Here is a 26,102-nt window from a genome sequence, read left to right on the forward strand (position 1 = left end):
TGTTATAGCTTTTGGCTTTTGGCTTTTGGTTTTTGGCAATTAGCTAAAGGCTAACGGCTAAAAACTAAAGGCTATTTGTTTAATATAAAATTTTCCAATTGTTTTAAAGAGATTCTATTTTCATAAATTGCTTTTCCGATGATGACGCCTTCGCAGCCTAGTTCTGCTAATTTGGGTAATTCATCAAAGGTTGAAATTCCGCCTGAAGCGATTAGTTTTAAATCACTTGTCACCTTGAGCGCAGTCGAAAGGTCTTTTTGAGATTTCTCGACTGCGCTCGAAATGACACATTCGTTTATTATTCTAGAATATATTTCAAAACTTGGTCCTTGTAACATCCCGTCTTTAGAAATATCTGTACAAATTACATACTGAATTCCTTTTTGCTGATATTCTTTTACAAACGGAATCAACTCTAAAGAGCTTTCTTCTTGCCAACCATTTGTTGCAATCTTTCCGCCTATATGATCAGGATAAAAATCGGCACCTAAAATGATAGTATTGCTTCCATATTTAGTTATCCATTTTTCAAATAACTCAGGATTTTTTACGGCGATACTTCCGCCTGTAATTTGATTTGCTCCAGAATTAAAAGCAATTTCTACATCTTCATCAGATTTTAAACCGCCACCAAAATCGATTTTTAAATTGGTTTTTGACGCGATGTTTTCTAACACTTTATAATTGATAATTTGACTTGCTTTTGCGCCATCTAAATCCACTAAATGCAAATACTCAATACCTGCTTGCTCAAATTCTTTGGCAACTTCTAACGGATTTTCATTGTATATTTTTTTGGTGTTATAATCACCTTTTGACAATCGGACGCATTTTCCGTCGATGATGTCTATTGCTGGTATGATTCTCATTTTTTAGCTTTTGGCTTTTGGCTATTAGCAAATGGCTAACAGCTAAAAGTTATTTTTATAATTTAATAAAATTTTTCAAAATTTGTTCTCCTATTACGCCACTTTTTTCTGGATGAAATTGTACACCGTAAAAGTTTTCTTTTTGTAAAGCAGCAGCATATTCCATTTCATAATTGATGGTTGCGATTGCTTCATCGCAATTTTCTGCATAAAAACTATGCACCAAATACATGAATTCCTTTTCTTTAATTCCAGTAAATAATTCTGATTTCAAATCAGAAATGGTGTTCCAGCCCATTTGCGGAACTTTTACTTTTGATGAAAAGCGCTTTACTTTGGTGTTAAAAATCCCCAATCCTTTGGTGTTTCCTTCTTCTGTTGATGTACACATCAATTGCATTCCTAAACAGATTCCTAAAACAGGTTGTTTTAACGTCGGAATTAATGCATCCAATCCACTTTTTTTTAACATGTTCATCGCAGAGCTTGCTTCTCCAACTCCAGGAAATATTACTTTATCAGCAGTTTTAATTTCATCAATATTGTTTGATAAAATAACATCTAAACCCAATCTTTTGAAGGCAAACTGAATGCTTTTTATATTTCCTGCTCCGTAATCTATGATTATGATTTTCATTTTTTAGCTTTTGGCTTTTGGCTATTAGCAAATGGCTAACAACTAAAAGCTATTTTATAACATTCCTTTTGTAGATGGCAATACCATTTTATCTGCATCTCTTTTTACCGCTACTTTTATTGCTTTTGCAAAGGCTTTAAAAATGGCTTCAATTTTGTGATGTTCGTTTTTTCCTTCTGCTTTGATATTTAAGTTACATTTTGCACCATCTGTAAACGATTTAAAGAAGTGATAAAACATTTCTGTGGGCATTTTGCCAATCATTTCTCTTTTAAAATCGGCATCCCAAACCAACCAATTTCTTCCACCAAAATCGATGGCAACTTGTGCCAAACAATCGTCCATTGGCAAACAAAAACCATAACGCTCAATTCCCAATTTGTTTGCCAACGCTTTGTTGAATACTTCTCCTAAAGCTATTGCGGTATCTTCGATGGTATGGTGTTCATCAACTTCTAAATCGCCTTGCACTTGAATGTTCAAATCCATTTGTCCGTGACGCGCAATTTGGTCTAACATATGGTCAAAAAAAGCAATTCCGGTAGCAATAGTGCCTTTTCCAGTTCCGTCTAAATTAACATCGATTTTTATCTTTGTTTCGTTGGTATTTCTTTCTATCGATGCTGTTCTTTCTGATAACTTTAAAAATTCGTAAACGGCTTTCCAACTGTCCGTTTTTAAAGCTTGAGTTTCGTTTTTGTAGTTCAATGTTTGATCAGCAGTGATTAAAATTCCCTTTGCCTTTAAATTCTCTGCCAATTCCATATCCGTTAAACGATCTCCGATAACAAATGAGTTTTCTAAATCGTAATTCCCGGTCAAATACGTCGTTAACAAACCAGTTCTAGGTTTTCTATTTGGCGAATTTTCTTCAGGAAAACTATTGTCGATTAAAATATCATTAAAAACAATTCCTTCATTTTTAAACGCTTGAATCACTTTGTTTTGTGCTGGCCAAAAAGTCTCTTCCGGAAAAGAAACTGTTCCCAAACCATCTTGATTGGTGACCATCACCAACACAAAATCCAATTCTTCCGCAATACGACTCAACCATCTAAAAACGCCTGGATAGAATTCTAATTTCTCTAAACTGTCTAATTGATAATCGATTGGTGGTTCTATGGCCAATGTGCCATCTCTGTCTATAAATAGTACTTTTTTCATTTTTTTATTATTTGTTGTCATTTCGAAATGAGCTTTTTTGCGATTGAGAAATCTCATTAAATTCATTCTTCTCTTTGTGAGATTCCTCCTCGTTCCTCGTTCGGAATGACATTCATTTATTTTTACTACAAGGTTTCAAAAATCCTTGTCCTTGTAGGTATTTTATAACTCTTTAAAAATTGTTATCAATGCTTTATTTTCAGCTTTGGTACCAACAGTAATACGCAAACAATTTTCACACAAAGGCTCCTTGGTTCTATTACGAATTACAATTCCGTTGCTAATTAATTGCTGATATCTTTTGGTTGCATCGTCTACTTGTATCAATATAAAATTTGTCTCTGATGGATATATTTTTTCAATAAAATCAATAGATTTCAATTCTTTTTCGAGTTGAACTCTTTCGTTTTTAATTTGTATAATTTCATTTTGAACAACATCAAAATCTAACAATCTACTGATGGCTTTTTGTTGTGATAATTCATTCACATTATACGGCGGTTTTATCTTGTTTAAAACTGAGATAACTTCTTGAGAAGCATAACAAACTCCCAACCTAATTCCCGCCATTCCGTATGCTTTTGATAAAGTTTGCGTAATCACTAAATTTGGAAATTGTTTTAATTTATTTAACCAACTTTCTTGTTCAGAAAAATCGATATACGCTTCGTCAATTACCACCAAACCGTTGAATTTAAATAATAATTCCTCAACAGCTTCTTCAGAAAAACTATTTCCGGTTGGATTATTGGGTGAACATAAAAACAAGAGCTTTGTGTTTTCATCAACTTCCTTTAAAATTTGTGCAACTTTGGGTTGAAAAGCTGCTGATAAAACAACTTTTTTATTTTCAACTGCGTTGATATTTGCTAACACAGTATACATTCCGTACGTCGGTGGTAATGTGACAATGTTGTCTTTACTCGGTTCACAAAAAGCTCTAAAAAGCAAATCCAACACTTCGTCACTTCCATTTCCTAAAAGGATGTTTTTAGCATCAATTTTTTTTAAGTTTGACAGCAATTCTTTCACCGAATTTTGCTGCGGATCTGGATAGCGATTTACGCCATTTGCAAACGGATTTTCATTGGCGTCTAAGAAAATCATTTCTTTAGATGCTGTGTCTTTATATTCGTCTCTTGCAGATGAATAAGCGTTTAGAGATTTGATGTTTTCTCTAATGAGATTGTTGATGTTGAAATTTGTTTTCATTTTATATTTATGCTGTCACATCGAGTGAATTTATGACGTCAGGAATAAATTTGTATCGAGATGCTATTATCATTTGTTCTCGATACAATTTCTCGTTCCTCGAAATCACTCGAACTGACATTTATATTTATTTTATATTTTTTAACCGAATCGAAACCGCATTTTTATGCGCTTGCAATCCTTCAGCTGTTGCCATAACTTCAATCGATTTCCCAATGTTTTGCAATCCTTCTTTTGATATTTTTTGATAGGTAATACTCTTTAAAAAACTATCTAAATTCACTCCAGAATACGCTTTTGAAAATCCGTTTGTGGGTAGCGTATGATTCGTTCCAGAAGCATAATCTCCAGCGCTTTCTGGTGTATAATTTCCAATAAAAACCGAACCAGCATTTTCTATGGAATCAATAAAAAAATCGTTATTTCTAGTAGCAATAATTAAATGCTCTGGCGCATATTCATTGATAAGATTTAATGCTGATTTTTCATCTTCCAATAAAATGGCTTTCGAATTCTCTAACGCTTTTGTTGCAATTTCTTTTCTTGGTAACTCTTTGAGTTGTTTTTGTATTTCATGCTGAACGGATTCAATCAATTCAACGGAATCCGAAACCAAAATAACTTGACTGTCAATTCCGTGTTCTGCTTGACTCAACAAATCTGAAGCAACAAAACAAGCATTTGCAGCATCATCTGCAACAACCAGTAACTCGCTTGGTCCTGCTGGCATATCTATCGCAACACCATATTTTGTAGCAATTTGTTTGGCAACCGTTACAAACTGATTTCCTGGTCCAAATATTTTAGACACTTTCGGGATACTTTCTGTTCCAAATGTCATCGCAGCAATGGCTTGAATTCCGCCTACTTTAAAAATCTTCGTAACTCCACAAAGAGTTGCAGCATATACAATTGCTGGATTGATATTACCATTTTTATCAGGTGGAGAACACAAGACAATTTCTTTGCAACCTGCAATTTGAGCCGGAATTGCCAACATTAAAACCGTAGAAAATAAAGGCGCTGTTCCGCCAGGAATATACAAACCAACTTTTGAAATTGGCTTTTTTTCTTGCCAACATTGTACTCCGATGGTAGTTTCTACTACTACTTTTTCCGTTTTTTGAGCAGCGTGAAATTTTTCAATATTTGTTTTGGCAACGTTTATTGCTTCTTTCAGTTCTGATGAAACTTCTAAAATCGCTTTTTCAATTTCTTCATCAGAAACTATAGTATTACCTAAAGAAACTCCATCGAACTTGTTTGTGTATTTTTCGATTGCAATATCTCCATTTTCTTGCACATCTAAAAAAACTTGATTTACAATTTCTTCAATATCAGCAACCGATTTGGTTGATCTTTGTAAGATTGAATTCCAATCTTTTTTTGGTGGATTGTTTATCAATTTCATTACAGTACCATTTTTTCTATTGGACACACTAAAATTCCCTCTGCTCCTTTTTCTTTTAACACATCAATAATTTCCCAAAATTGATTCTTATCAATTACCGAGTGTACAGAGCTCCAGCCTTCTGTTGCCAATGGTAAAACAGTCGGACTTTTCATTCCGGGTAACACAGCAATGATTTCTGATAGTTTTTCATTCGGAGCGTTCAATAAGACATATTTAGAGTTTCGTCCTTTTAAAACTGCTTTAATTCTAAATTGTAATTTGTTCAAGACTTGTTGATTTTCTTTAGAAATTAATGGAGAAACAGCCAAAACCGCTTCCGATTTTAACAACACTTCTACTTCTTTTAAATTGTTTTTAAAAAGTGTACTTCCACTTGATACAATATCACAAATTCCGTCTGCCAATCCAATATTCGGAGCAATCTCTACAGAACCATTAATGATGTGTAATTGCGTATCAACTCCTTTATCAAGCAAGTATTTTTTTACCGTATTCGGGTAGGATGTGGCAATTTTTTTATTGTTGAAATAATTGATTCCATTATAGGTTTCACTTTTAGGAATTGCCAAAGAAACTTTGCATTTAGAAAACCCTAATTTTTCTGCTATGTTGATGTCTTCTCCTTTTTCAATCAGTACATTTTCACCGATAATGGCAATGTCTACTACTCCATCTCTAAGATATTGTGGTATATCTCCGTTTCTTAAATAAAAAACCTCTAGTGGAAAATTACTTGAAATTGCTTTTAATTGATCTTTTCCGTTGTCGATTGAGATTCCGCAATCTTTTAAAATTTGTAAGGAATCTTCGTTTAATCTTCCTGATTTTTGAATGGCTATTCTTAGTTTACTCATTGTTTTTGAAATTTGTTTGAGTAAATCAAAAGGAAAAATCTGTGTAAGAAAAAACCCATTTGATGTACTCAAACGGGTTTAAAATATATGTTGAATTTATTCAATACACTTTCACTTCGCTTGAGTCGAATTATGAAAATGATGATGATGGTTTTGAATAAATGTCATGTCGTTGTTTTTAACACTGCAAATATTGTAATTTTATTTTTTAATATACAAATGATTTCTGCATTTTTTTTAAAAAACCGTGGCAACTAATTTAAAAGCCTTATACTATAAGAAAACAAAACAATTTATGATTGAAACAAAAGTTTTTAATGTAGTACACAAACCAACGCCATCAGAAAAAACAGAAATAATAAATTTTCTCTATGAACATCTCGAAGAATATGGTGACTCTAAAAAGGACATTCAAAAAGCAATCGACTATTCGATAAATGAGTGTATTTCTTTTGGAGGATTTACCATGTTAATTTTAGAGGATGATCAAATTGCTGGAGTTACAGTTATTAACGAAACCGGAATGGGCGGTTATATTCCAGAAAACATTCTTGTTTACATTGCTACACATAAAGATTTTAGAGGAAAAGGACTCGGAAAAATGTTAATGCTAAATGCTATTGATTATGCAAAAGGAGACATCGCATTGCATGTAGAAGCAAACAATCCTGCTATAAAACTGTATGAAAAACTTGGCTTTACCAACCCGTATTTAGAAATGAGGTTAAAGAAATAAACTATGGCTGAACTTATAATTCACACAAAGAAAATTCAAGGAAATATTAAATATTTAAGTGCTTATTTTAAAGCGCATCATATTACTTGGAGTTTAATTACAAAGGTTTTTTCAGGAGATAAAGAATTTTTGAAACATGTGCTTACTGATGAAATTATCCAAAAAATAGATTCTATAGGAGATTCTAGATTAACGAGCTTGAAAAATTTAAAAGCTGTGAATCCAAAAATGCAAACCATTTATATCAAGCCTCCAGCAAAGATATATGCAGATGATATTATACAATATGCTACGATTTCTCTAAACAGTTCTTTTACAACTATTGTAGCGTTAAATGAAGCCGCTAAAAAAGCCAATACCATTCATCAAATAATTATTATGGTAGAACTTGGAGAGTTGAGAGAAGGTGTAAAAAGAGTTGAATTAATGAGTTTTTATGAAAAAGTATTTCAGCTTTCTCATATTGAAGTTGTAGGCGTTGGATCTAATTTAGGGTGTATGTATGGCGTTGAACCCACGTATGATAAATTGTTGCAACTATCGCTTTATAAAGAGATGATTTCAGCAAAATTCAATAGAGAATTAAAATATGTTTCTGGCGGCACTTCAATTACATTGCCTTTGGTTGAGAGTAAAACAATTCCGAAAGACATCAATCACTTTCGAGTTGGTGAAGCTGTTTTTTTTGGAACGAGTCCGTTAAATAATAAACAATTTAAAGCGCTTTCTACAGAAACCTTCGAATTTAATGCGAACATTATTGAGTTGGAAGAAAAAAACATCGTTCCAGAAGGAGTTATAAGTGATGGAAGTATTGGGCATTCTGCCGATTTTAATGCAAAGGATACCAGCGAAACCTCTACCAAAGCAATTCTTGATTTTGGGATTATAGATGTTGACAAAGAAGACCTAGATCCAATTGATGAAAATTTAAAATTTGTTGGAATTACTTCGGATATGTTGGTTGTTGATATCGGAAATAACAAAACCAAAGACGGAAAAAAGAAATATAGTATTGGAGATAAAATTCCGTTTAAACCCAATTATATGGCAGTAGCAAGATTGTTGAACTCAAAATTTATTGACAAAAAATTTGACTAAAACTACTTTTTCTCATCGCTAGAATTATTACGATTCTAATGGGATTTCTGGTAATTTATTTTTAAAACTGGGTGCATTGTCTCTGTAAGAAATTACTTTCTTTTTAGAAACCGTTACCAATACATCTTCGTTTAAAGTAAATAAAGTTCCGACTCTAAAAGATTCCATAAGCAAAATTTCCAATTCAGAAATTGCTTCCTTTAAAGAAAACTGTTTGTACGTATTATCAGTAGCATAGCGGTATTTGAATTGAAAAACTTCTTTTCCGTCAATTTCAAACAAGCGTAAATACACATTTAATAAACCATTACTTTTTATGATGGGCTTGCTCAACGTTAATTTTACGAATTCATCATTTATAACGCTATTGCGTAATGTTTCAAAAAAAACTTTAAAATCACTCATACTGCAAAGATAAATTGTTTAAACCAAAAAAACGTCACTAAAAAGTGACGTTTTTTTTATGAGATACTGAAACAGGTTCAGTATAAAATTATGCTTTAAAATTTATTTTACGCATACGTAAACTTAATGGAGTAACTTCTAAATACTCATCCGCTTTGATGTATTCCATATTTTCTTCTAAAGAAAAATCAACTTTCGGTGCAATTTTCATCGCATCATCAGTACCAGACTTACGCATGTTAGTCAATTGCTTTCCTTTGATTAAGTTTACAGCCATATCTTCTGACTTCGAATTTTCTCCAATTACTTGACCTACATAAATCTCTTGATTTACATCAATAAAGAAACGCCCTCTGTCTTGTAAACGGTTTAACGCATATGCAGTTGCTTTACCAGCTGCAGAAGAAACGATGGCTCCTTTGATATCTTCTGTAAAATCACCTTTATAAGGTCCGTATTCGCTAAATCTATGGTTGATAATTGCTGTACCAGCAGTTGCTGTTAAAATTTTATTTCTTAAACCAATCAATCCACGAGATGGAATAGAAAATTCTAAGTGTTGTAAATCTCCTTTAGGTTCCATAATTAATAAGTCACCTTTACGTAAAGAAACCAAGTTTACTGCTTTAGAAGCAGCTTCTTCAGGTACATCAATAGACAATGTTTCCATTGGCTCGTGTTTCTTTCCATCAATTTCTTTGATAATTACTTGTGGTCTTCCCACTTGTAATTCATATCCTTCTCTACGCATGGTTTCAATCAAAACTGATAAGTGTAAAACTCCACGTCCAAATACATTAAACTTGTCTTCAGAATCAGTCGTTTCAACTTTTAACGCTAAGTTTTTCTCTAATTCTTTGAACAGTCTGTCACGTATATGACGAGAAGTCACATATTTACCTTCTTTACCGAAGAAAGGAGAATTGTTAATGGTAAACAACATACTCATGGTAGGCTGATCAATTTCTGTTCTTGGTAATGCTTCTGGATTTTCTAAATCTGCGATGGTATCACCAATTTCAAATCCTTCAATTCCTGTAATTGCACAAATATCTCCACAAGGCACTTTATCTACTTGAATTTTACCCATTCCTTCGAATACGTGCAACTCTTTAATTCTTACTTTTTTAGTAGAGCCATCCGCTTTACATAACATGTAATCTTTACCAGCTTCTAAATCTCCACGGAAAATACGTCCGATAGCAATTCTTCCTGTAAAAGAAGAAAAATCTAATGAAGTAATTTGCATTTGTGGTGTTCCTGGGTTGTATTTTGTTTCTGGAATAGATTCTACAACTGCATCTAATAAATCAATAATATTATCTTTTGGCTGTTGCCAATCTGTACTCATCCAACCATTTTTTGCTGAACCATAAATAGTAACAAAATCTAATTGCTCTTCTGTTGCTTCTAATGCAAACATTAAATCGAATACTTTCTCATGAACTAAATCTGGAGTACAGTTTTCTTTGTCTACTTTATTTACAACTACAATTGGAGTTAACCCCAATTCTAATGCTTTACCTAATACAAAACGAGTTTGTGGCATTGGACCTTCAAAAGCATCAACCAATAATAACACACCGTCTGCCATTTTTAATACACGTTCTACTTCACCACCAAAATCGGCGTGACCAGGAGTGTCAATTACATTGATTTTTACACCTTTATAATTAACAGATACGTTTTTAGAAAGAATTGTAATTCCTCTTTCACGCTCTAAATCGTTATTATCTAATAATAAATCTGTACGTTCTTTACGATCGTCTAAGATTTTAGCTTGATCTATAATTTTATCTACCAAGGTTGTTTTTCCGTGATCGACGTGGGCTATAATAGCGATATTTCTAATTGATTGCATACTTACTTCTTAAATTTCGTGCAAAAGTAGTGTTTTTTGGTTGAATATAAAGAAGTTAAAAGTTGAATTCTTTTGAATTATTTTAAGTCGATATCAATTGAATCATCCTCTCTAAAAGCACTAGGCAAAATATCTGGAATCAATTTTATTAAAAGTGGTAATAATAATGCTCCGCCAGGAAGCATAAAAACAGCCAAAGCCGGAATGCTTTTACAAATATCTATCAATTGTTTTTTTACCTTTCCTTTTTCTTCTGAAGTAAGTTTTTTGTGCGTAGATTTTGTTAATAGTGAAAGTAACTCTTTGCTTTCCTGAATCTCTTTAGCAAGTCGTTTTTTATTTTTATAAATATTAACTTTTATTTCTTGAATGGTTGTACTCACTATAATTTTCTACGTTTTTTCTCTGTTTTAATTAAATTGAGCTCTCTACTTGTTTGTCCGGCTACAGAAGTATTTTCTTCTGCTCTTCTAATTAAGTATGGCATTACATCTCTAACGGGACCAAAAGGAACATATTTTGCAACATTATATCCTTCGTTTGCTAAATTAAAACTGATATGATCGCTCATTCCATATAACTGTCCAAACCAAACACCTTTATCATTTAACTCGATGTTGTGTTTTTTAATTAAATCCATCAATAAAAAAGAACTTTCTTCGTTATGAGTTCCTGCAAACAATGCCATCTTTGGATGTTCCATCATATACACAATAGCAGCATTGTAATTCTCATCCGTCGCTAACTTATCTGCACAAATTGGAGATTCATAGCCTTTTTCTTCTGCTCTTTCCCGTTCTTTTTCCATATACGCACCACGAACAATTTTCATCCCGATATAAAATCCTTTTTGATGCGCTTTTTGATGCAATTCTTTTAAATAAGCGAGTCTATCATGACGATACATTTGTAAAGTACTAAAAACGATGGCTTTTTTGGTATTGTAAATTTCCATCAATTCTTCAATTAAATGATCAGCTGCATCTTGCATCCAACTTTCTTCGGCATCAATTAACAACGGAACATCTTTTGCTACTGCAACTTTACAAACTGCGTGATAACGTTCTACAACACGCAACCATTCCGATTTTTCATCAACAGTTAAAGCTTCTCCTTCAGTAATTTTTTGATACAACGCAAAACGTCCAAATCCGGTTGGTTTAAAAACAGCAAAGGGAATTGATTCTTTTTCTTCACAGAAATCAAGTATACGAAGTATTTTATCTAAGGTTTTATCAAATTCTTCTTCGCTTTCTTTTCCTTCAACAGAATAATCTAAAACAGAACTCACTTTCTTGGTATACATATTATCTATGTTTGGCATACAATCTTCTTCTGTAACACCACCACAAAAGTGATCGAAAACAGTTGAGCGTATTAAACCTTCTACAGGCAAATGTGCTTTTAAAGCAAAATTTGTCACCGCAGTACCGATTCGAACCATTGGTTGGTTCTGTATCATTTTAAATAAAAAATAAGCGCGTTCTAATTGAGAATCAGATTTTAAAGAAAATGCTACTTCCGTATTTTCAAAAAGTTTCATAGATAAACAGTTGTAATTTATGTTAACAAAGATAGTTTTAATGTATAAATATTTCATTTTTTTCTGCTTAATTTGCAACTACAATCAGCAAGTAATGAAATCAATTAAGTCAACAACGTATTTTGTTCATTTTCAGGAAAATGGATATTCAGAATTAAACACATTAATAGCTTCTAATTCGTATTCTTCTATATTTATTTTGGTTGATGAGAATACACACGAATATTGTTATGGAAAATTTATTCCAAATTTAGTTACAAATTCCCCGATTGAACTCATAGAAATTGAATCTGGAGAAATTCATAAAAACTTAGAAACGTGTACTGGAGTTTGGAATGTGTTGACCGAATTAAATGCTGATCGTAAAAGTTTACTGATTACCTTAGGTGGCGGAGTGATTACCGATTTAGGAGGTTTTGTAGCTGCAACTTTTAAACGCGGAATCGATTTTGTAAATATTCCGACAACTTTATTAAGTATGGTTGATGCTTCTGTAGGGGGAAAAACGGGCGTTGATTTGGGCGTGTTGAAAAATCAGATTGGTTTGTTTGCAAATCCAGAAATGGTACTTGTAGATACAAACTATTTAGAAACCGTTTCTGCCAGAGAGATTAGATCTGGAACAGCAGAAATCATCAAGTACGGATTGACCTACGATGTTAGTTTGTACAATACAATTAAAGATTCAGAAAACTTAGATATCACGGAGTTAATTCATCGTTCTATAGCAATTAAAAACGAAGTTGTTTTAGAAGATCCAAAAGAACAAAACTTACGTAAAATTTTAAATTTTGGTCATACCATTGGTCACGCCATAGAATCGTATTTTTTAGAATCTGAAAAGAAAGAAAATTTAACACACGGAGAAGCAATTGCCATTGGAATGGTTGCTGAATCTTTTATTTCTTCAGAATTACTTGGGTTTCCTAAAAACGAAGTAGAAAACATCAAACAAGTTATTGTAAATATTTACGGAAAAACTGAAATTTTTGAAGAAGATTTTAACGGAATTCTAGAATATCTTAAACACGATAAAAAGAATGTTGGCGGACAAGTTAATTTTGTATTATTAACGGATTTAGAACACACAAAAATAGATTGTAAAGTTGCTACAGAACTAATTATTAGAAGTATAGAGTTTTACAATTCTTAACACATTATGCATTTTGATACAATTCAGAAGAATGATACATGCACGTAACTCTTAACTCACTTTTACTCTAAGCGATTCATAAATTTCCTCATACACTGGTAAGATATTCTTGATAGAAAACTTCTTGGTATGTTCTTTTGCGTTTTGTATAAATTGCAATAAAGTAGCATCGTCTTTTACAATTTTTAAGACATTTTTTGCCATGTCTTCCACATCTCCAACATCGCTTAAATAACCAGTAACTCCATGTACATTTACTTCTGGTAAACCTCCAGAATTTGCAGAAACAACAGCTGTACCAGCTGCCATTGCTTCTAAAGCGGCCAATCCAAAACTTTCTGTTTTAGAAGGCAACAAAAACACATCTGTATAGCATAATATTTCTGCAACTTCAGAACTGTTTCCTAAGAACAATACATCTTTTTTAATGCCTAATCTTTTTACCAATAACTCGGCAGCTCTTCTTTCTGGTCCATCACCTACCATTAACAATTTAGACGGAACTGTTCTGTGCACAATTTCAAAAGTTTTGATAACATCTTCAATTCTTTTTACGGGTCTAAAATTACTAACATGGGTAAATATCCGTTCGTTTGGTTTTGCCAATGCAATTCGCTGACATTCTTGTTCATGTGCTTTGTCATATTTATCCGTATCTATAAAGTTATGGATAACATGAATGTCTTTTTTAATCTTAAAGAGTCGTAATGTATCTTCTTTTAAACTCTTAGAAACCGTAGTTACAACATCCGAATTATTGATGCTAAATTCTACTGCGGTTTTATAGGTTGGGTGACTACCAACCAATGTAATATCCGTTCCGTGTAAAGTAGTTACCACTTTGATGTCGATCCCTTTTTCTTTTAACATCTGTTTTGCCATATAAGCAGCGTAGGCATGTGGAATTGCGTAATGAACATGTAATACTTCCAATTGATGTTTCTCTACAACTTCTACCATTTTTGATGACAAAGCTAACTCATAAGGTTGGTATTGAAACAATGGATATTCCTCAATTACTACTTCGTGAAAATGTAAATTGTGAGAAATAAAATCTAATCTAACGGGTAAATTATAAGTTATAAAATGAACTTCATGTCCATTATCTGCCAATGCCATTCCTAATTCTGTTGCAACCACTCCACTTCCTCCAAAAGTTGGATAACAAACAATACCTATTTTCATATTAATAATTGAAAGATTAAATGATTTAAAAAATTAAAGCTACAAAAACTTCAACTTCTTAGTTGTAAAGGTAAAACTATTCTTACATTTTAATCCTAAATAAAAACATAAAAATTAAATCATTCAATTTTTGAATTTTTGAATACTACTAATAATCTCCTAATGTTTCTGGATTCTGAGCCAACGCATTTTCTAATTGCTCATCATTTGGAGCTTTTCCGTGCCAAGCATGAGTTCCCATCATAAAGTCAACACCGTTCCCCATTTCTGTATATAATAAAATACACACTGGTTTTTGGTTGCCTGTTCTCGATTTTGCTTCTGCTAACCCTGCTAAGATTGATGCAATGTCGTTTCCTTTTTTAATTTCTAAAACATCCCAACCAAAAGCTTCAAATTTTGCTTTGATACTTCCCATTGGCAATACATCATCTGTTGCTCCATCAATTTGCTTTCCGTTTAAATCTACCGTAGCAATTAAATTGTCAACTTTCTTTCCTGAAGCATACATTGCAGATTCCCAAATTTGTCCTTCTTGCAATTCTCCATCACCATGTAAGGTATACACTAAATGCGAATCGTTGTTTAATTTCTTTGCTTCTGCAGCTCCAATACCAACACTCATACCTTGTCCTAAAGAACCAGAAGCAATTCTAATTCCTTCTAAACCTTCGTGTGTTGTTGGATGTCCTTGTAAACGCGAATTTAATTTTCTAAAAGTAGCTAATTCTTCTACTTTAAAGAATCCTGTGTGCGCCAAAACGCTGTAAAAAACTGGAGAAATATGTCCGTTTGATAAAAAGAACAGATCTTCATTAATTCCGTCCATTTTAAAATCAGTAGAATAATCCATTACTTCTTGATATAAGCAAGTAATAAATTCTGCACATCCTAAAGAACCTCCTGGATGACCTGAATTTACGGCATGAACCATGCGTAAAATATCTCTTCTAACTTGTTGTGTAAAAATTTCTAAGCGTTGTACTGTTGTAGACATGTGTGTTTTGTTTGTTGCATACAAAAGTACTTTTTTAAATACGATTTGGCAATGGCATTATTAAGTTTTTTATTCACAATCAAGTCTTCTATAGATGAGAAATAAAAAAGGGCACAATTCACACTTTCTCTTTTTCATGTAGCAAGTTTTCCCTTAAAGGAGTGTTTATTGAATTATGAACCCTTTCTAATTATTAGCAAATTAAAAAAGTTATCCTAAGTACACAATAAACAGTAGGCTGTTTTCATGAATGTCGTGCTGTTTTACCTTAGAATTTGGGAAAATCCGTCTCCTTATTAGAAGACTATTAAAATATCTTTTTATTTTTACATAAAAAATCCATGAAAAAGAACCCTCCAATTTTCTTTATCTGCTTACTAATACTCTATTTGATCAATATAGATACTGTTACTTCTCAAATAAAAACGGAAAAGGATTCTTTAAGGTCTTATACATTTAGTGAATTAACAGAAAAATTTTATGGAACCAAACAGGATTCATTAAAAGCTGTCTTCTATGCAAAGTATTATATAGAAAAAGCCAAACTAAAAAATGACACAATAAAACTAGGATATGGAAACTATTATTTAAGTGATATAACTAAGGATTCAACTTATCTTTTTAATTATTGGAACAATATTATAAAAAAAACAAAAAACAGCAATAACAAGTTATATCCAGCAATTTCATACTTAGAGTTAGGAGATTTTTATTTTCATAAAGGAAATATAGAGGCTGCATTGATAAAATATTTGCTTATGCAAAAATCTATTGAAGCAAATAAAAATGATAGTTTAAAAGCTATTTCTATTTATAGATTGGGCATGATGAAACACTATAATAAAAATTATGTTGAAGCAATTAAACTATATAAAAATTCATTAAGAATTTATAAAGAAAAAGAGATTAAGTTTGTTAATCGAAACAACTATAGTTCAATTTTATTAAGTTTGACGAGCGCTTTTAACTCTTTAAAACTATATGATTCTTCACTTTATTATAACAACAAAACTTTTTTACTTGCCAATAAGTACAAAGACCAAATAATTAAAGGTTACGCAAATAACAATAACGGTTTTATTATGTACAAAATGAACGAACCTACTTTAGCTATTATTTTTTTAAACAAATCTTTAAAGTTTATAAAGCAAGACGAAAATTATTCTATGCTTTCTAACTCTTATAGTTTATTAGGAAATTCTTATAACAAACTTAAAGACAACAGCAACGCGTTAAAATTTTATTTAAAAGTTGATTCTTTGTTTTTTACTAACAAGAATTATTATAAAAGTCAAAAACCAGCCTATAAGTTTTTAATTTCTTATTATAAAGAAAAGAATAATGATAAAAAACAGCTAGAATACATCAACAAATACATTGAAGTGGATAGTGTCTTAAATGCCAGAGCAAAAAATGTTGCACGAAACCTAACTTACAATTACGACATTCCAAATCTACTTGAAGAAAGAAAACATATTGAGAATCGTTTAAAAGGACGTTTATCTTCAACAAAAAAATGGATCCTTGGTATTGCTTCTATGACATTGATTTTACTACTCATTTTAATCCAACAAATCAAAAAAAGAAAACTCTATAAAATGCGTTTTCAACAGTTGATCAATTCACCTACATTAGGTTCTGAGACACTCCAAAAGGAGATTCCAAAGAATGAACAACTCTTCTCTAAAGCCATATTTCAAAGTATTTCAACACATTTAGATGAATTTGAGAAGCAGCAAAAATTTCTTTCTTCAGAAATCACTCTGCATAGTTTAGCTAAGACTTTCGAAACCAATTCTAAATACTTATCGCAATTTATCAATCAACAAAAAGAACAATCTTTTAATAATTACTTGAATCGATTGCGTATCAATTTTACTATTGAAAAGTTAAAAACTGATGCTCGATTTCGAAAATATAGTATCAAAGCCATTGCAAATGAAGTTGGTTTTAATACTCCTGAGTCTTTCTCAAAAGCTTTTTACAAAAACACAAAAATTAAACCTTCATACTTTATAAAAGAACTAGATAAAAAATAGTTTTCGTTACAAATGAGTTTGCCTATGTTTTCTGCTTCTTTTTCTTTGCTGAAGGAAACAACACATTGTTTAAGATTAATCTATAACCTGGTGAAGTTCTATGTAAATCCAATTCCGTTTTAGGATCTCCTACTCTGTGTTGATAATCTTCAGGATCGTGTCCGCCATAAAACGTAAACATTCCTTTTCCTTTGGTACCGTGAATATAACGTGCTTCTCTGTTTACTTTATTTTCTCCCATCACTAAAACTGTTGGTTTTACGGTATTTCGATCAAAAGAAGTCGTTTGCCCCATAAAACCTTTTATCAATTGTGTGTGGTTTTGCGTTAACATCGTCGGAACGGGATCCCATTTTGCAGAATATTCTTGTAGATAAAAATAATCTGATGTTTTTGGAATTCTACGTTTTCGTGTCATATCTATGGATGAAAACTCATACGTTGTTGGATTTCTTACCAGCGTATAATTCTCGAACGCAAAAGTTTTTGAAAAATCTATTTTAGATTGATAATTGGGTTCTGATGGATCTCCATCAAACATGGTTTCAGCAATATCAACGCCTTCGGCAGATAAGGCAATGTCAAAACTATCGGTTGCAGAACACATTGCAAACATAAATCCGCCGCCAACAACATAATCTCTAATCTTTTTTGAAACTGCTAATTTTTCTTCAGAAACTTTGTCGAAACCTAATTTCTTTGCCAAGGCTTCAGCTTGTTTTTTTCTTTCAATATACCAAGGTTCTGATCTAAAAGAACCGTAAAATCGTCCGTATTGTCCTGTAAAATCTTCGTGATGCAAATGCAACCATTCGTACAACAATAGCTTGTCATTCAACACTTCTTCATCGTAAATAACATCAAACGGAATCTCAGCATATTTTAACACCATGGTTACGGCATCGTCCCAAGGCATTTTATCTTTCGGAGAATACACTGCAATTTTTGGCGCTTTTTCTAAGGTAACTGCTTCTTGATTTTTAGACGGAGAAGAAATATCTTGTAAAATGAGTTGTGCTTTTGCATCCGAAATTACTTGATAGGAAACGCCTCTAATTTTACATTCTTTGACAATCGCTTCATTATTTTCTATTAAAAATGCGCCGCCATCATAATTTAACAACCATTTTGCTTTGACACCGTTTTGTAAGGAATAAAAAACAATTCCGTAGGCTTTTAAATGATTTTTCTGATTTTCTCCACTCATTGGAATGTAAATGAATTGTGCCCAAAGCGAATTGGAAATCAATAAAAAAGCGAGTATGGAAAGAAGTTTTTTCAATTAGAATACTTTAAATAATTATAATTGTCATTTCGAGCTTGCCGAGAAATCTGTTTATGAGGTTCCTCCACTTCGGTCGGAATGACAAATAATGGCATGTTCAAATTGTCGAAGCACTAAAATACACAATTACGTTGAAGCAATTGTGTATTACATATAATTTATGAATTATTTAATAAACTAAATGGTATTTTGAGCGAAATAAAATGAAGCCGAAAAATCTTTTAATGAGATCTCTCCACTACGGTCGAGATGACAATTTTAAAACGGTACATCTCCATCTCCATCATCTTCAATACCAAAAGCATCTTTTGGGCTGATAAATTGATCTGGAGAAACAGAATTCATACTCGATTGGAATTCAGAACTAAAGCCTTCTTCTAAATCAGAGAATTTTGCCAAATGTCCAGTAAACTTTAAACGGATATTTTCCAATCCACCATTTCTGTGTTTTGCCACGATAAATTCTCCTTGTCCTTCACATGGCGTATGATCATCATCGTCCCATTCTGTTAGCCCATAATATTCTGGTCTAAAAATAAACGATACAATATCTGCATCTTGTTCAATGGCACCAGATTCACGTAAATCAGAAAGCAACGGTCTTTTAGAACCACCACGTGTTTCAACCGCACGTGATAATTGTGATAATGCAATTACCGGAACTGCCAATTCTTTTGCCAATGCTTTTAAGTTTCTAGAAATGGTAGAAATTTCTTGTTCTCTATTTCCGCCACCTTTTCCGGCAGAACCACCAGCTGTCATTAATTGTAAATAATCAATTATAATAATTTTTACGCCGTGTTGCGAAACCAAACGTCTTGCTTTTGCACGTAAATCAAAAATAGATAACGATGGTGTATCATCAATAAAAATTGGTGCATCAGATAACTTTTTCACTTTTACGTTTAGTTGTTCCCATTCGTGCGCTTCTAGATTCCCTTTACGTAGTTTTTCTGAGGTTAAACCCGTTTCAGAAGAAATCATACGGGTAATTAATTGTACAGAAGACATCTCTAAAGAAAATAATGCAACAGGATGACCGAAATCTATCGCCATATTCTTTGCCATAGAAATTACAAAAGCTGTTTTTCCCATACCAGGACGCGCAGCAATAATAATTAAATCGGAAGGTTGCCAACCAGATGTCAACGCATCTAACTTTGTAAATCCGGTTTCTAAACCGCTCATTCCTTCTTGATTAGAAATATCTTGAATTTTCTTTAAGGCTTGTTTTACTAAATCTCCAGCGTCTTCAGAACCTTTCTTTAAGTTTCCTTGGGTAACTTCAAATAATTTTCCTTCGGCCAAATCTAATAAGTCAAAAACATCAACTGTTTCGTCATAGGCTGTTTCTATAATATCACTCGAAATAGAAATTAATTTACGCTGAATGTATTTTTGTAAAATGATACGAGCGTGGTATTCGATATGTGCAGAAGAAGCAACTTTTTGTGTTAAATTGATGAGGTAGAAATCGCCACCAACCAACTCTAACTTGCCTTCTTTTCTAAGTTGTTGAGAAACCGTTAATAAATCTGTAGGTTCAGAATTTTGAAACAAGGCATAAATTGCAGCGTAAATTTCTTGGTGTTTTTTATCATAAAAAGCATCTGGATGCAAAATATCAATCACATCGTCAATTCCTTTTTTATCAATCATCATTGCACCCAACACTGCAATTTCTAAATCCAATGCTTGTGGTGGTATTTTCCCTTTTTCTAAGCTAATAATTCTTGCTTTATCTACCTTTTTACCCTGTAAAGATTTTGTTTCCTCCATAACAACAAATGTAGTTTTTTAGGTTGATACTTTTAAACTGAAATTTCATTTTCTTTATGCACATTTTTTGTTCACTAAAATGTTATTAACCTGTTAACAACACCTCAAGATTCAATTATTTATCTATTTTTAATGTAAGATTTAAGGTAATCAATTTTTCAACTTGTCTGTTCGAGCGGAGTCGAGAGGTTGTAAATAGTTCTCGACTCCGCTCGAACAGACAATGCGTTTTTTATTTTATCTGATTAACTTTGAGACTTTACAACTCTGTACTTTTGTTCTTTCTTTGCAATTCTTTAACTTTTAGAATCAATCCAAAAGGCCTATTTTTGAAACGATGAAAAACAAAAAGTTAACCGTTTATCTTTCTTATTTACTTGTGTTTCAAATTGTATTTGTACAATTGATTCGCCACTATCCAAGTTTTGTTGAACATTACTATTCAAACGGAATTTATCTTTTTACGAGTACCTTCTTTCGAATTCTTTTTGGTTGGATTCCTTTTTCCTTTGGTGATTTGGTGATTGGTTTTTTAGTTTTTGTTTCCTTCCGATTTATCTATCGCTTATTTAAAGATAAATTTAAAAATATAAAGCAAAAATCGTTCCAAGCAATTGCTTTTATTTCAATTTTATATTCTTGTTTTTATTGGTTTTGGGGATTCAATTATTTTAGAGAACCGTTGGCAAAAAGCTTAGGGTATCATCAAACAACATACACAACCGAGCAGTTAACCGAAGTTTCTAAAAACATCATTCAGCACTTAAACGATACGCAGTTTTTAATCACAAAAAACGATTCTGTAAAAGTTGTAAATCCATATTCTCAAAAAGAAATGTATCAAAAAGCGCTTTCTGGATATGCTAATTTAGCGAATACTTTTCCGCAATTTGAATATCAATATGCATCTATTAAAAGTTCGTTGATGAGCTTATTGCAAACCTATAACGGAACCTCTGGATATTTTAATCCGTTTACAGGAGAAGCGCAAGTAAATGATCGAATTCCATTAACCGGTTATCCAACAACGGTTTGTCACGAAATGGCACATCAATTGGGAATTGCAGCAGAAAACGAAGCCAATTTTGTGGGGTATTTAGCAGCCTTATCTAATGAGGATGTGTATTTTAAATACGCAGCTTACAGAATGGCGTTCAGCTATTTAATTTCAGAAGTTAGAAAACGTGATAAAGAACTTTTTAACACATTGATAAATTCTGTAAACAAAGGGGTTTTAATTGATTTTAAAGAAAGTTCAGCGTTTTGGGATGAATATCAAAATCCGATTGAACCATTGATTAAGAAAGGCTATAACTCATATTTAAAGGCCAATAATCAAGCTAACGGAATACAATCTTACAATTATGTGGTCGATTTAATTATCAGTTATGCTAACCAATCAAAATAAGGTTGATAGTCTTAAAATTTTGTTAAAGTGCTTTTAATTACAACTTAACAATTTTCTTCTCAATAAATTTATAAACTAAAACAAACTTAACTAATGAAAAAAACACTACTTCTATTTTTGTTTTTGTCAACTTTGGTTGTACAAGCTCAAGAATATTTCCCAACAAACTCTGGTGTTAAGACTACAAAAAACACAACTGTAGCTTTTACCAATGCAAAAATTTATGTGACACCTACACAAATTATCAACAAAGGGACTTTGCTTGTAAAAGATGGTAAAGTTGTTTCTGTTGGTAAAAATGTGAGAATTCCTAATGGAGCTAAAACTGTAGATCTATCAGGAAAGACAATGTATCCTTCTTTTATAGAAGTGTATTCTAATTTCGGAATTAAAAATCCGACTCCGCCAAGAAGTTCTAGCAATGTTAGACAATACGAAGCTGGCAGAAAAGGGTATTATTGGAATGATCATATCAGACCAGAAACCGATGCTTTTGACAATTTTTCTTTCGATACAAAAAAAGCAAATGATTTATTAAAAGCTGGATTCGGAGTTGTAAATACACATTTACAAGACGGAATTATTCGTGGTAACGGAGTTTTAGTTGCTTTAAATGCAAACTCTACTGACGCTTTTAGAATTCTTGACACAAAATCTGCTCAATATTTTTCTTTTAGAAAAAGTAGAATGTCAAGACAAGCATATCCAACTTCATTTATGGGTTCAACGTCTTTATTAAGACAAGTTTATATGGATGCAAAATGGTACGAAGCCGGAAATGCTACAAACAAAGACATGTCTTTAGAAGCATTGATTGCAAACAGAAACTTAACTCAAATTTTTGATGCTGGTCAAAACAACTTAAATGCCATTAGAGCAGATAAAGTTGGTGATGAAAGCGGCGTTCAATACAGTTTTGTAGGTTCTGGTTACGAATATGAAGATATTGATGAAATTAAGAACATGAATGCAACCATGATTGTTCCTGTAAATTTCCGTAATGCTTACGATGTTTCAAATCCATATTTGGCAAATCAACTAGAATTAAATGATATGCGTAGATGGAATCAAGAACCGTCTAACTTAGCGGTTTTAGCAAAAAACAATGTAAACTTTACAATTACAACACACACGTTAAAATCTGTTGCAAGTTTTCAGAAAAACATTCAGAAGGCAATTCAATATGGGTTAGACGAAACAAAAGCATTGGAAGCATTAACAACGATTCCTGCAAAATTATTAGGAAAATCATCTGAAATAGGAACTTTAAAAAATGGTAGTTATGCAAACTTTTTAATTACTTCGGGCCCCATTTTCGACGCTTCAACAAAAATTTATGAAAACTGGGTACAAGGAGATAAACATGTAATTACCGATATGAATGTTGTTGACGCAAGTGGAGATTACACCTTATCTTATAATAACAAAAACTTAAACTTATCTATTTCTGGAACTAAAGGAACTTTAAAAAGTGGATCAACAAGTTTAAAATCTAAATTTTCTTTTAAAGACAATTGGGTTTCTATCACTTTAAACAACCAAAGTGATGCTTCTAAATTTACGCGTTTTGTTGGATCTTTAGATGAAAGTCAAAATAGATTTTCTGGAACTGTAGTTGATGAATACGGAAATGAATCTTCTTGGACAGCAATCAAAAAGAAAGATGCAAAAAAGAAATCATCAAAGAAGAAAAATTCTAAAACTACTACTCCATTTGTAGTTCCTGTAACCTATCCAAATGTTGGTTACGGATTTACTTCTAAACCAAAGCAAGAAACTATTTTGTTTAAAAATGCAACTGTTTGGACAAGTGAAAAAGAAGGTATCTTAAAAAACACCGATGTTTTATTAAAAGACGGAAAAATCGCTCAAATTGGTAAAAACCTTAGAGCTCGTGGTGCAAGAGTTGTAGATGCAACGGGCAAACATTTAACTGCTGGTATTATTGATGAACATACACATATTGCTTTGTCTTCTTCTAACGAATCTGGACATAATTCTGTTGCAGAAGTTACAATGGAAGATGCAATAAATCCTTCGGACATGAATATTTACAGAAATTTATCTGGTGGAGTAACCACTGCGCAATTATTACATGGTTCTGCAAATCCGATTGGAGGAAGATCTGCAATTGTAAAATTAAAGTGGGGAGAAACAGCAGATAATATGGTGTATAAAAATGCCCCTAAATTTATCAAATTTGCTTTAGGAGAAAATGTAAAACAATCTCGTTCTACAAACGGAACACGTTTTCCTCAAACTAGAATGGGAGTTGAACAAGTTTATATCGATTATTTTCAAAGAGCTAAAGAATATGATGCGTTAAAGAAAAGTGGTAAACCGTACAGAAAAGATTTAGAATTAGAAACATTAGCAGAAATTTTAAATAAAGAACGTTTTATTACCTGTCACTCTTATGTACAATCAGAAATTAATATGCTGATGAAAGTTGCAGACAAATTCAACTTTAACATCAATACATTTACACATATTTTAGAAGGTTATAAAGTTGCTGATAAAATGAAAGATCATGGTGTTGGTGCTTCTACTTTTTCAGATTGGTGGGCTTATAAATATGAAGTAAATGATGCAATTCCGTTTAACGCTGCAATTATGCACAACGTTGGTATTACAGTTGCAATCAATTCTGATGATAGAGAAATGTCTAGACGTTTAAATCAAGAAGCTGCAAAAACCATTAAATATGGTGGAATGACAGAATTAGAAGCGTGGAAAATGGTCACTATAAATCCTGCAAAATTATTGCATTTAGATGATAGAGTTGGTAGTATTAAAGTAGGTAAAGATGCAGATGTTGTTTTATGGACAGATCATCCAATGTCTATTTATGCAAAAGCACAAACTACTATTATAGAAGGACGCGTTTATTTTGACATCGATCAAGATTTGGCTAAAAGAGCTGCTATCAAAAAAGAACGTAGCTTGTTAATGAACATGATGCTTAATGAAAAGAATAATGGCGGAAAAGTTCAAGCTCCTAGAAAAAACGTGAAAAGAGTTTTGTATTGTGAAACTGAAGAAACTGAATTAAAATAAGAAAATTATGAAAAAACAAATTATATATAGTGTACTATTTTTCTTACTAATAGGAAATAGTTTTGCACAGCAAACTCCAGCTTCTAAACAAACTACTGCTTTTTCTATTGAAGGAGCAACAGCACATTTAGGAGACGGAACTGTAATAGATGATGCTCTTATTATGTTTGCAGACGGAAAAATAACTTTTGTAGGTTCTGCAAAAATGAAGATCGCAAGGCAAGGAACTATTATAAACGCACAAGGAAAGCATGTGTATCCAGGCTTTATTGCTGCAAATACAACTTTAGGATTAGGAGAAATTGATGCCGTAAAAGCATCTATTGATGACCGCGAAATAGGAACAATGAATCCGCATATTAGAAGTTTAATTGCTTACAATGCAGAATCTAAGGTTGTTGAAAGTATGCGACCAAACGGAGTTTTAATGGGACAAATTACACCTCGTGGCGGAATTATTTCTGGAACTTCATCTGTTGTTCAGTTTGATGCTTGGAACTGGGAAGATGCAGCCTTAAAAGTTGATGATGGTATTCATGTAAATTGGCCAAACAGCATTACTTTTGGTAGATGGTGGTTAGGTGAAGATGCTGGAGCAAAAATTAGCAAAACATATGCTAAATCTATTGAAGATTTTGAAGAATATGTAAACGATGCAAAAATCTATTTAAAAGGAAGTAAATCTCCTAAAAACTTAGAGTTTGAAGCTCTAGAAGGTTTGTTAAATGGTTCTAAAAAACTATATGTTCATACAAGTGGAGAAAGAGAAATTATTGATGCAGTTCGTTTTGCAAATAAATTCAATTTTAAATTGGTCATTGTTGGCGGAGACGAAGCATACAAAGTTGGAGACTTATTAGTGAAAAACAATGTGCCAGTAATTGTAGAAAGAGCACATAGAATTCCGAATGGAGATGATTCTGATTATGATTTTTCATACAAATTAGCGAAGTTATTATTAGACAAAGGCGTTACTGTTGCTGTTGGTATGGACGGAAGCATGGAACGTATGAATACTCGTAATTTACCTTTTTATGTTGGAACGTATGCAGCATACGGAATCGACAAAGAAGTTGCCTTGAAAATGATTACTTCTAATTCTGCAAAAATTTTAGGAATAGATGATAAAGTAGGTACTTTAGCTGTTGGCAAAGATGCAACACTATTTATTTCTGAAGGCGATGCTTTAGATATGCGAGGTAATATTATTAATGATGCATTTATTCAAGGCAGAAAGCTGAGTTTAGAAACACATCAAACAACACTTTGGAAACGGTATTCCAATAAGTACAAAAATCAATAATTCCCCAAAATATCTTAGAAAACTCTGAAGAAATTCAGAGTTTTTTTTTGTGTAAAATATTTTTATTACTTTAGTTGCTAGTATATTAACTAAAAACTTT

General features: G+C 32.3%; 21 protein-coding genes. 7 read left to right on the forward strand and 14 right to left on the reverse strand.

What is annotated here, in order from left to right; genetic code table 11:
• Positions 1–71 precede the first annotated feature (71 nt).
• The 6 genes from ACEWL1_RS07855 to hisG form a co-directional block, all read right to left on the reverse strand.
• Complete coding sequence (locus ACEWL1_RS07855; RefSeq protein ID WP_409232747.1) at positions 72–869, reverse strand: 1-(5-phosphoribosyl)-5-[(5-phosphoribosylamino)methylideneamino]imidazole-4-carboxamide isomerase; 798 nt, start codon at positions 867–869, stop codon at positions 72–74.
• A gap of 55 nt (positions 870–924) precedes the next feature.
• Positions 925–1,506, reverse strand: a complete 582-nt coding sequence (hisH, locus tag ACEWL1_RS07860) for an imidazole glycerol phosphate synthase subunit HisH (protein WP_409232748.1) — start codon at positions 1,504–1,506, stop codon at positions 925–927.
• A gap of 54 nt (positions 1,507–1,560) precedes the next feature.
• Entirely contained in the window at positions 1,561–2,670 is a 1,110-nt protein-coding gene (gene hisB, locus ACEWL1_RS07865) for a bifunctional histidinol-phosphatase/imidazoleglycerol-phosphate dehydratase HisB (RefSeq protein ID WP_409232749.1), read from the reverse strand.
• A 162-nt stretch (positions 2,671–2,832) separates the two neighbouring features.
• Positions 2,833–3,882: a histidinol-phosphate transaminase gene (gene hisC, locus ACEWL1_RS07870; protein WP_409232750.1), complete on the reverse strand. Its 1,050-nt coding sequence runs from the start codon at positions 3,880–3,882 to the stop codon at positions 2,833–2,835.
• Between the two features lie 127 nt (positions 3,883–4,009).
• Positions 4,010–5,293, reverse strand: a complete 1,284-nt coding sequence (gene hisD / locus ACEWL1_RS07875) for a histidinol dehydrogenase (protein ID WP_409232751.1) — start codon at positions 5,291–5,293, stop codon at positions 4,010–4,012.
• Positions 5,293–6,150 carry an ATP phosphoribosyltransferase gene (gene hisG / locus ACEWL1_RS07880; RefSeq protein ID WP_409232752.1) on the reverse strand — a complete coding sequence of 286 codons (858 nt, stop codon included), beginning with the start codon at positions 6,148–6,150 and terminating at the stop codon, positions 5,293–5,295. Before hisG ends, hisD begins: the two co-directional genes overlap by 1 nt.
• Before the next feature lie 295 nt (positions 6,151–6,445).
• On the opposite strand from hisG, the gene ACEWL1_RS07885 reads away from it, so the two are divergent.
• A complete protein-coding gene (locus ACEWL1_RS07885; protein WP_409232753.1) occupies positions 6,446–6,886 on the forward strand; it encodes a GNAT family N-acetyltransferase in 441 nt (146 codons plus the stop codon).
• 3 nt (positions 6,887–6,889) lie between these two features.
• Entirely contained in the window at positions 6,890–7,987 is a 1,098-nt protein-coding gene (locus tag ACEWL1_RS07890; RefSeq protein WP_409232754.1) for an alanine racemase, read from the forward strand.
• 27 nt (positions 7,988–8,014) lie between these two features.
• Here ACEWL1_RS07890 and ACEWL1_RS07895 read toward each other — a convergent pair whose 3' ends face one another.
• From ACEWL1_RS07895 to ACEWL1_RS07910, 4 genes are all read right to left on the reverse strand, one after another.
• Entirely contained in the window at positions 8,015–8,392 is a 378-nt protein-coding gene (locus ACEWL1_RS07895) for a hypothetical protein (protein ID WP_409232755.1), read from the reverse strand.
• Between the two features lie 88 nt (positions 8,393–8,480).
• A complete protein-coding gene (typA, locus tag ACEWL1_RS07900) occupies positions 8,481–10,253 on the reverse strand; it encodes a translational GTPase TypA (protein ID WP_409232756.1) in 1,773 nt (590 codons plus the stop codon).
• Positions 10,254–10,330: 77 nt separating this feature from the next.
• On the reverse strand, positions 10,331–10,636 hold the full coding sequence (locus ACEWL1_RS07905; RefSeq protein ID WP_409232757.1) for an LETM1 domain-containing protein: 306 nt from the start codon (positions 10,634–10,636) through the stop codon (positions 10,331–10,333).
• Positions 10,636–11,796 (reverse strand): proline dehydrogenase family protein, encoded by a 1,161-nt coding sequence (locus ACEWL1_RS07910; protein WP_409232758.1) that lies wholly within the window; start codon positions 11,794–11,796, stop codon positions 10,636–10,638. Before ACEWL1_RS07910 ends, ACEWL1_RS07905 begins: the two co-directional genes overlap by 1 nt.
• Before the next feature lie 94 nt (positions 11,797–11,890).
• Here ACEWL1_RS07910 and aroB point away from each other — a divergent pair, with 94 nt between their 5' ends.
• Positions 11,891–12,949, forward strand: a complete 1,059-nt coding sequence (aroB, locus tag ACEWL1_RS07915; protein WP_409232759.1) for a 3-dehydroquinate synthase — start codon at positions 11,891–11,893, stop codon at positions 12,947–12,949.
• Positions 12,950–13,000: 51 nt separating this feature from the next.
• Here the strand turns inward: aroB and bshA are convergent, their stop codons facing one another.
• On the reverse strand, positions 13,001–14,134 hold the full coding sequence (gene bshA, locus ACEWL1_RS07920; RefSeq protein ID WP_409232760.1) for an N-acetyl-alpha-D-glucosaminyl L-malate synthase BshA: 1,134 nt from the start codon (positions 14,132–14,134) through the stop codon (positions 13,001–13,003).
• A 148-nt stretch (positions 14,135–14,282) separates the two neighbouring features.
• Positions 14,283–15,131 (reverse strand): transketolase, encoded by an 849-nt coding sequence (locus tag ACEWL1_RS07925; protein WP_409232761.1) that lies wholly within the window; start codon positions 15,129–15,131, stop codon positions 14,283–14,285.
• Positions 15,132–15,472: 341 nt separating this feature from the next.
• On the opposite strand from ACEWL1_RS07925, the gene ACEWL1_RS07930 reads away from it, so the two are divergent.
• The gene (locus tag ACEWL1_RS07930) at positions 15,473–17,170 is read left to right on the forward strand and encodes a helix-turn-helix domain-containing protein (RefSeq protein WP_409232762.1); all 1,698 of its coding nucleotides are present in this window, start codon (positions 15,473–15,475) and stop codon (positions 17,168–17,170) included.
• Between the two features lie 22 nt (positions 17,171–17,192).
• Here ACEWL1_RS07930 and ACEWL1_RS07935 read toward each other — a convergent pair whose 3' ends face one another.
• Together ACEWL1_RS07935 and dnaB are read right to left on the reverse strand one after the other, a co-directional pair.
• The gene (locus ACEWL1_RS07935) at positions 17,193–18,377 is read right to left on the reverse strand and encodes an asparagine synthetase B (RefSeq protein WP_409233041.1); all 1,185 of its coding nucleotides are present in this window, start codon (positions 18,375–18,377) and stop codon (positions 17,193–17,195) included.
• A 336-nt stretch (positions 18,378–18,713) separates the two neighbouring features.
• Positions 18,714–20,234: a replicative DNA helicase gene (gene dnaB, locus ACEWL1_RS07940; protein WP_409232763.1), complete on the reverse strand. Its 1,521-nt coding sequence runs from the start codon at positions 20,232–20,234 to the stop codon at positions 18,714–18,716.
• A 337-nt stretch (positions 20,235–20,571) separates the two neighbouring features.
• On the opposite strand from dnaB, the gene ACEWL1_RS07945 reads away from it, so the two are divergent.
• The 3 genes from ACEWL1_RS07945 to ACEWL1_RS07955 all read left to right on the forward strand — a co-directional run bounded on the left by ACEWL1_RS07945 (position 20,572) and on the right by ACEWL1_RS07955 (position 26,002).
• Positions 20,572–21,642 (forward strand): DUF3810 domain-containing protein, encoded by a 1,071-nt coding sequence (locus ACEWL1_RS07945; protein ID WP_409232764.1) that lies wholly within the window; start codon positions 20,572–20,574, stop codon positions 21,640–21,642.
• Between the two features lie 93 nt (positions 21,643–21,735).
• A complete protein-coding gene (locus tag ACEWL1_RS07950; RefSeq protein WP_409232765.1) occupies positions 21,736–24,699 on the forward strand; it encodes an amidohydrolase family protein in 2,964 nt (987 codons plus the stop codon).
• 7 nt (positions 24,700–24,706) lie between these two features.
• The gene (locus ACEWL1_RS07955; RefSeq protein WP_409232766.1) at positions 24,707–26,002 is read left to right on the forward strand and encodes an amidohydrolase family protein; all 1,296 of its coding nucleotides are present in this window, start codon (positions 24,707–24,709) and stop codon (positions 26,000–26,002) included.
• Positions 26,003–26,102 lie beyond the last annotated feature (100 nt).

The sequence above is a fragment of the Polaribacter gochangensis genome (assembly GCF_046224025.1).
Taxonomy (GTDB): Bacteria; Bacteroidota; Bacteroidia; order Flavobacteriales; family Flavobacteriaceae; genus Polaribacter; species Polaribacter gochangensis.

Coding starts and splice junctions, on each gene's coding strand:
- ACEWL1_RS07855 (WP_409232747.1), bottom strand. CDS start 869: ATGAGAATCATACCAGCAATAGACATCATCGACGGAAAATGCGTCCGA.
- hisH (WP_409232748.1), bottom strand. CDS start 1,506: ATGAAAATCATAATCATAGATTACGGAGCAGGAAATATAAAAAGCATT.
- hisB (WP_409232749.1), bottom strand. CDS start 2,670: ATGAAAAAAGTACTATTTATAGACAGAGATGGCACATTGGCCATAGAA.
- hisC (WP_409232750.1), bottom strand. CDS start 3,882: ATGAAAACAAATTTCAACATCAACAATCTCATTAGAGAAAACATCAAA.
- hisD (WP_409232751.1), bottom strand. CDS start 5,293: ATGAAATTGATAAACAATCCACCAAAAAAAGATTGGAATTCAATCTTA.
- hisG (WP_409232752.1), bottom strand. CDS start 6,150: ATGAGTAAACTAAGAATAGCCATTCAAAAATCAGGAAGATTAAACGAA.
- ACEWL1_RS07885 (WP_409232753.1), top strand. CDS start 6,446: ATGATTGAAACAAAAGTTTTTAATGTAGTACACAAACCAACGCCATCA.
- ACEWL1_RS07890 (WP_409232754.1), top strand. CDS start 6,890: ATGGCTGAACTTATAATTCACACAAAGAAAATTCAAGGAAATATTAAA.
- ACEWL1_RS07895 (WP_409232755.1), bottom strand. CDS start 8,392: ATGAGTGATTTTAAAGTTTTTTTTGAAACATTACGCAATAGCGTTATA.
- typA (WP_409232756.1), bottom strand. CDS start 10,253: ATGCAATCAATTAGAAATATCGCTATTATAGCCCACGTCGATCACGGA.
- ACEWL1_RS07910 (WP_409232758.1), bottom strand. CDS start 11,796: ATGAAACTTTTTGAAAATACGGAAGTAGCATTTTCTTTAAAATCTGAT.
- aroB (WP_409232759.1), top strand. CDS start 11,891: ATGAAATCAATTAAGTCAACAACGTATTTTGTTCATTTTCAGGAAAAT.
- bshA (WP_409232760.1), bottom strand. CDS start 14,134: ATGAAAATAGGTATTGTTTGTTATCCAACTTTTGGAGGAAGTGGAGTG.
- ACEWL1_RS07925 (WP_409232761.1), bottom strand. CDS start 15,131: ATGTCTACAACAGTACAACGCTTAGAAATTTTTACACAACAAGTTAGA.
- ACEWL1_RS07930 (WP_409232762.1), top strand. CDS start 15,473: ATGAAAAAGAACCCTCCAATTTTCTTTATCTGCTTACTAATACTCTAT.
- ACEWL1_RS07935 (WP_409233041.1), bottom strand. CDS start 18,377: ATGAGTGGAGAAAATCAGAAAAATCATTTAAAAGCCTACGGAATTGTT.
- dnaB (WP_409232763.1), bottom strand. CDS start 20,234: ATGGAGGAAACAAAATCTTTACAGGGTAAAAAGGTAGATAAAGCAAGA.
- ACEWL1_RS07945 (WP_409232764.1), top strand. CDS start 20,572: ATGAAAAACAAAAAGTTAACCGTTTATCTTTCTTATTTACTTGTGTTT.
- ACEWL1_RS07950 (WP_409232765.1), top strand. CDS start 21,736: ATGAAAAAAACACTACTTCTATTTTTGTTTTTGTCAACTTTGGTTGTA.
- ACEWL1_RS07955 (WP_409232766.1), top strand. CDS start 24,707: ATGAAAAAACAAATTATATATAGTGTACTATTTTTCTTACTAATAGGA.